This is a genomic window from Intrasporangium sp., from assembly GCF_040414665.1.
In the GTDB taxonomy this organism is placed as follows: domain Bacteria; phylum Actinomycetota; class Actinomycetes; order Actinomycetales; family Dermatophilaceae; genus Intrasporangium.
Window position 1 is genome coordinate 1 of the sequence record NZ_JBEDUL010000097.1, and the last position, 6095, is coordinate 6095.

Below are 6095 nucleotides of genomic sequence, written 5' to 3' on the forward strand. Positions count from 1 at the left end.
CACGGCTGGGTCACCGCCGAACACGCCCGCGCGGTGATCACCGCGCCCGGCTCGGTGTGGCGCTGGCTGGCCGTCGACCAGGCCACCGGGCGGGCCCTGCAGCTGGGCACCGACCGGTACCGGCCCACCCCCGCGATGACCGAACAGGTCCGCGCGATCGACGGGCACTGCCGCGGCCCCGGCTGCCAGATCCCAGCCAACCGCTGCGACCTCGACCACCACGTGCCCTACCCGCACGGGCCGACCAGCGTTTCCAACCTCGGCCCGCTGCACCGGGCCCACCACAACCTCAAGACCGCCGGCCTGTGGGACTGCACCCCACTGCCCGACACGGGGCCAGACACGGGGCCGGGCATCCCGGCGACGCTGGCCGCCCGCGACGGCCGCGGGCTGGCCTGGCGCACCCTGACCGGACGCGACTACGTCACCTACCCCAAGTCGTGGACCGAGGCACTCGGTGACCCCGACGCCCCCGAACACACCCCACCGACCCGCCGCGCCAATGCGGCCCGGCACGAACACCGCGACCGCGAAGCCAGCAAGGCGTACTGGAACGAACGCTACGGCTGGAACGACCCACCACCCTTCTGACCAGGGGCCGGTGTCACGGCGTGGCGCGGCAAGGATCTTCAAGGCAGGTGCTCACCCCGATCGGACTGCGCGGCGCTGATTCCCTCGATCCGCCAGCCGTCGGCGCCTCGGACCACGGTGAAGTCGAGCAGCTCGCCCTGGGCGGCCGGATGGGTGCGCCTGTCCCCGGAGCGACCGACGACGACGTATGCGGACCAGTCGACCCGGGCCCGGATCGTCGCACGCTCGGCATCGGCGTCTACGGCGGCGGCGTCGGTGACGGTCAGGTGGAGGTCGGCATAGCGGTTGCCGCCTCTGAGCAGCGTCTCGATGAGCTGGACATCGGAGTGATGGGAACTCGAACCGGACCGGTGGACGGCGTCCAAGCGGTGCAGGTCCCGGGCGACGAGGATGGCCGCGCGCTGGTCGGAGAGCCATTGCATCAGTTCCGTCGGGCGCATCCGCGGAGCCGACCCATCGTGCTGGACCGAGGAAGCAGGCTGCGTGCTCGCTGCCGTCACGGTGGGAGCGCCCCCGGCGATGGCCGCGGGAGAGCGTCCGAGCAGGAGCCACACTCCCCCAGCCACGATCAGAAGCGCGACGACCGCGGCGCCGACTCGGAGCCCCAGAGGCCGGCGAACGACCTCGGTGGCCGGCTGCTCGCGCGCGGCATCGGCGCGCAGCCGATGGGTCAGCGCAGACGCGTCATCGGCACCCACGACGACCTCGACCGGCTCCGGCTGCACCGCGTCGTAGAGGAGCCGGGCGAGGCGCGCCGCCTCCGGCCGGCGAGCCGGGTCGGGATCGATGCTCGCAGCGATCACCTCGGCAAGCTCGTCGCCCACGTGGCTACGGACTGTGTCGAGATCCAGGCGCTGGATCGTGTCCGGAGCGCCGTAACCGGTCAGGCAGAACCACGCGATCGCTCCAAGGGAGAAGACGTCGCTCGCCGTCGTCGGTGCGGCTCCCTCGCGAACCTCTGGCGCAATGAATCCCTCTGTTCCGCAGACCTGGCCGCCGTAACCCATGACGCGAGCCGCGCCCAGGTCGAGCAGGAGCGGCCGACCTGCCGCCGTGAGCATGATGTTCCCCGCCGAGATGTCGCCGTGGCTGCCACCGGCGGCATGGAGGGCTGCGACCGCCTGACAGATCGGCGTCAGGATCGTCACCACCTCGCCCGGCCGCAGCTGCCCACGGGCGTGCACCATCGACCGCAGTAGGGCCCCTGCGACGAGGTCGAAGACGAGGGCCGTCCTGCCGTCCGAGAGGTCGACGACGTCTCGCAGTGGCACGAGGTGCTCGTGCTGAACGGCGGAGAGCACCTGCCGCTCGACGGCCCAACCCGTGGGGTCCCAGTCGGAGCCGGAACGGGGCACCTTGATGGCGACCGCGGCGTCGGCTCGGTCCCGTCCCGCCCAGACGACGCTCGTGCCACCTTCGCCGATGATGTGCTCGAGCCGATAGCCACGGACCTCAGGTGGACTCGCGTCAGGGATGCTCACCGGGCCATCGTCACAGGGAAGCTCGTAGCTGCGGGCCCGTCATCCACAGGCCGTGCTTCGCGACGTCCCTAACGGATCAGGGCGCCTCTCCCGGCGTGAGGACCTCGACGACCCGCTGGCCCTCGTGACTGGCGCGTGCCGCGTCCACCACGGCGAGGACGTGGACCGCGTCCCTCGGGTCGACCGGCATCGCAGCTTGCGGGTCATCGGAGAGCAGAGCGGCCCCGACGGCACGGTAGAAGTCGGACTGGTCGCACGCGCCGACGACCGGCCCCGGCTCCCGTGCGTCGCCGCGGATGACCCAGCCGACGGAGTCCCCGGAGTTCTCGAACTCATTGAACGCGCTGACCTCGTCGAACTGACGGCCAATGAGGTAAGCCCCTGTCGAGCCCATGACGCGGGCGCGAGGCCCAGGTGCTCCGTTGACCGACGAAGCCATGACATGGCTCACCACTCCGGAGGTGTGCCGGCAGGCGACGAAGACGTCGTCCTCGGCGACCATGGTGTGCGCAGAGAGCTCGGCGTAGACCGACTCGATCTCGCCGTGCAGGATGACCGCCTGGTCGATGAGGTGGCTGCCGAGGTCGAGGAGCAACCCCGCCCCCTCTTCGGCCGTCTGGGTCTCCCGCCAGCGCTGCTTCGGAACGGGCCGCCAGCGGTCCCAACGGTACTCAGCCCGGCGGATCTCCCCCACGAGCCCCCCATCCCGCACCGCGAGCAGCGCAGCGAGCTCGGGGTCGAACCGCCGGTTCTGGAAGACCGTCAACGGCACCCCGCTGTGTGCAGCAAGGTCGACGATCCGCTGCGCCTCCGTCGCAGTCCTCGCCAGGGGCTTGTCGATGACGAGCGCCACCCCCGCCTCGATGACTCGTTCGGCCTGTGCAGCATGCAGGCCCGTCGGGGTCGCCAGGACCACGAGGTCCAAGCCGTCCACCTCGAGCAGATCGTCGAGGTCGGGCACGACGACGGCATCAGGCAGCTCTGCCCTTGCCTGTGCGACGCGCTCCGGGTTGGCCGTGGCCACCGCAGCTACCTCGAGCCCGGCACCCACGAGAGCGGGCACGTGGAACTGTCGACCGCCTACGCCGTAGCCGGCGAGCCCGACTCGAAGGGAACGGTCGTCGGGAAGCGAGCTCGGCGGCATACGGCCACCCTAGAGCCAGCGCGGCGGGGCACCCGGGTGACGCGGCGTACCCTGACCGCATGCGGTTCGTGCACCTGGGCCTCGACCCCGACTTCGTCGACTACGAGCACGCCTGGGAGATCCAGCGGCAGACCCACGCCAAGGTCGTCGAGGGCGCGGAGCCCGACACGATCTACCTGCTCGAGCACGCTCCGGTGTACACCGCAGGCAAGCGCACCGAGCCACAGGAGCGACCCAAGGACGGCACGCCGGTCGTCGACGTCGACCGGGGCGGCAAGATCACGTGGCACGGGCCCGGACAGATCACCGGCTACCCGATCGTCCGCCTGCCCGCACCGATCGACGTCGTCGGCTACGTCCGGGCGCTCGAGGAGATGATGATCCGGGTGTGCGCAGACTTCGGCGTCGAGGCCGGGCGCGTCGAGGGCGAGAGCGGCACGTGGATCGCTGCCGACGACCAGGGTCCCCGACGCAAGATCGGCGCCATCGGCATCCGAGTCAGCCGGCAGGTCGCGATGCACGGCTTCGCCTTCAACTGCAATCCCGACCTGTCATGGGGTGAGGTCATCATCCCGTGCGGCATCGTCGGTGCCGGCGTCACGTCGCTGTCCTTCGAGCTGGGCCGCAACGTCACCGTGCCCGAGGTGCTCCCGCACGTCGAGAAGCACCTCGGCGACATCATCCCGGCCCTCGAGCCGAACCGGAGGGTGTCCGCCTGACGTCCGGCGCCGCGCCCCACTAGGGTGAGCACGCCATCTCACACAGGGGGTTCCATGGACGTTGCCGTCCAGACGGTCAATCTGCGCAAGAGCTACCTCGGCAGGGGAGGTCGTCGGGTTGCGGTGCAGGGCTTGACCATGACCGTTCCAGCCGGCGGTGTGCACGGCTTCCTCGGCCCCAACGGCTCGGGGAAGACGACGACGATCCGGATGCTGCTCGGCCTCATCCGCCCCGACTCCGGCACCGCGGAGCTCTTCGGACGACGGGTGCCGAAGGACCTTCCCCAGGTCATCGACCGGGTCGGCGCGATCGTCGAGTCACCGAAGTTCTTCCCCGCGTTCACGGGGCGCCAGAACCTGCGCCTCCTCGCCGACGCGATCGGGACGCCGCGCCCGCGCATCGACGAGGTGCTCGAGGTGACGCATCTCGGGGACCGCGGCCGGGACCGTTACGCCGGCTACTCGCTCGGCATGAAGCAGCGCCTCGCCATCGCGGCCACCCTGCTCAAGGACCCGGAGCTGCTCATCTTCGACGAGCCGACCAACGGCCTCGACCCAGCCGGCATCCGCGAAGTGCGTGACACGATGCGCACGCTCGGCAGAGCCGGCAAGACGATCCTCGTCAGCTCGCACATCCTTGCCGAGGTCGAGCAGGTCGCCGACACCGTGACCATCATCGGCCACGGACGCACGCTCGCCGAGGGTGCCGTCACCGAGATTCTCGGCGGCGGCGGCGCCCCGCAGGTCCGCCTCGGCATCTCCTCGCCGGCTCAGGCCGAGGACGTCCTCGGGACAGCCGGCCTGCGCGTCACACGAGACGGCGAGCACCTCCTCGTGACGGGTGCCGAGGACCCGGCCGAGATCACGAGGGTCCTCGCCGGCCACGGCCTCTACGTCCGCGAGCTCACGCCGATCCGGCCGGACCTCGAGTCCGCCTTCCTCTCGCTCACCGCCGAGGAGGGCCTCGGCTCCGAGGCCGATCGAGACGCCGGCGGCCTCACGACGGGAGGTGCGGCATGAGCCACACGCTCATCACGCCGGACTCGCAGGCGAAGTCGCACACGCGCCCGAAGGGCACGTCGTTCCTCGGCCTGGTCGGGGTCGAGCTGCGGCGGCTGTGGTGGCGCCGCCTCACCAAGGCCGTGCTCGTCGGCGTCGTCGCGTTCACCGGCCTCATGGTCTACAACGTCTACAACCAGAGCTCGCCGGAGACCCTGGCCCAGCGGCTGGACGACTACCGGGCCATGGTTGCCGACGCCGAGCGCCAGAAGCAGGACATCGAGGCGAACCTCCCGGCGATGATCGCGGACTGCCGCCAGCAGGAGGCGGCCGAACGGGAACGTCAGAACAACACGTCGATCGACTTCGGGTGCGAGCACATCGGCGAGGTCCACGTCCCCACGATGGAGGACATCGGCATCTCCCTCCCCATCGCCGACACCATCACCGCCGAGCTGGTCCCGTACGCGACGTTCGCCTACGCGTTCCTCGTGCTGCTGCTGATGGGCAGCTTCGTCGCCGCCGAGTTCTCCACGGGTGCCCTCGGCAACTGGCTCACGTTCAAGCCGCAGCGCGTCCGGGTCGCCCTGAGCAAGCTCGCCGCGGCCGGAGTCGGCGGCGCTCTGGCCGCCGGTCTCGGCCTCGGCCTGCTCGTCCTCGGCGCGCGGATGGTGGCCACGATCAACCGGCCCGACTCGGACCTGCGGCTACCGACGCCACCACCGCTGGAGGACTCCGTCGCCCAGCTGCTGCTGCGCGCAGTCCTCGTCGTCATCGCCGCAGGGCTGATGGGCGCAGCGCTCGCGTTCCTGCTCCGACACACGGCCGGGCTCGTCGGCCTCCTGCTCGGCTACCTCGTCGTGGTCGAGTTCATCGCGGTCCAGGCGTTCCTCGGGGGTCGGCTCAACCCCTGGGCCATCACGCCCAACGCCAACGCGTTCCTGGGCAAGGGCTACGAGTACGTGGCAGAGACGTGTACCACCGTCGACGGCAACCGGTCGTGCACCTTCGGCACGCAGGAGCTCAGCTACACGCACGGCTGGGTCTACCTGCTCGTGCTCGTGCTCGGGGTCTCGACGGCAGCAGTCCTCGTCTTCCGACGTCGAGACGTCACCTGACCTCCGCTCCGCCGCCACACGCCATTCAGCCGTATGCCGCTGG

The 6095-nt window shown here is 70.6% G+C and carries 6 protein-coding genes; 4 read left to right on the top strand and 2 right to left on the bottom strand.

The genetic code is table 11. The annotated features are described in order from the left end of the window. The coding region (locus ABF401_RS10780; RefSeq protein ID WP_353509564.1) for an HNH endonuclease signature motif containing protein at positions 1 to 591 on the top strand (591 nt) is incomplete at its 5' end. A 38-nt stretch (positions 592 to 629) separates the two neighbouring features. Here ABF401_RS10780 and ABF401_RS10785 read toward each other — a convergent pair. After that, positions 630 to 2072: a serine/threonine-protein kinase gene (locus ABF401_RS10785; RefSeq protein ID WP_353509565.1), complete on the bottom strand. Its 1443-nt coding sequence runs from the start codon at positions 2070 to 2072 to the stop codon at positions 630 to 632. Between the two features lie 76 nt (positions 2073 to 2148). After that, a complete protein-coding gene (locus ABF401_RS10790) occupies positions 2149 to 3216 on the bottom strand; it encodes a Gfo/Idh/MocA family protein (protein ID WP_353509566.1) in 1068 nt (355 codons plus the stop codon). Between the two features lie 59 nt (positions 3217 to 3275). Here ABF401_RS10790 and lipB point away from each other — a divergent pair, with 59 nt between their 5' ends. From lipB to ABF401_RS10805, 3 genes are read left to right on the top strand one after another with little or no spacing between them, the layout of a single operon-like run. Then, the gene (gene lipB, locus ABF401_RS10795) at positions 3276 to 3935 is read left to right on the top strand and encodes a lipoyl(octanoyl) transferase LipB (RefSeq protein ID WP_353509567.1); all 660 of its coding nucleotides are present in this window, start codon (positions 3276 to 3278) and stop codon (positions 3933 to 3935) included. Between the two features lie 54 nt (positions 3936 to 3989). Then, positions 3990 to 4955 carry an ABC transporter ATP-binding protein gene (locus tag ABF401_RS10800; protein ID WP_353509568.1) on the top strand — a complete coding sequence of 322 codons (966 nt, stop codon included), beginning with the start codon at positions 3990 to 3992 and terminating at the stop codon, positions 4953 to 4955. Continuing rightward, entirely contained in the window at positions 4952 to 6052 is a 1101-nt protein-coding gene (locus ABF401_RS10805) for a hypothetical protein (protein WP_353509569.1), read from the top strand. The genes ABF401_RS10800 and ABF401_RS10805 overlap by 4 nt, the downstream gene beginning before the upstream one ends. The last annotated feature ends 43 nt before the right edge of the window (positions 6053 to 6095 follow it).

Coding starts and splice junctions, on each gene's coding strand:
- ABF401_RS10790 (WP_353509566.1), bottom strand. CDS start 3,216: ATGCCGCCGAGCTCGCTTCCCGACGACCGTTCCCTTCGAGTCGGGCTC.
- lipB (WP_353509567.1), top strand. CDS start 3,276: ATGCGGTTCGTGCACCTGGGCCTCGACCCCGACTTCGTCGACTACGAG.
- ABF401_RS10800 (WP_353509568.1), top strand. CDS start 3,990: ATGGACGTTGCCGTCCAGACGGTCAATCTGCGCAAGAGCTACCTCGGC.
- ABF401_RS10805 (WP_353509569.1), top strand. CDS start 4,952: ATGAGCCACACGCTCATCACGCCGGACTCGCAGGCGAAGTCGCACACG.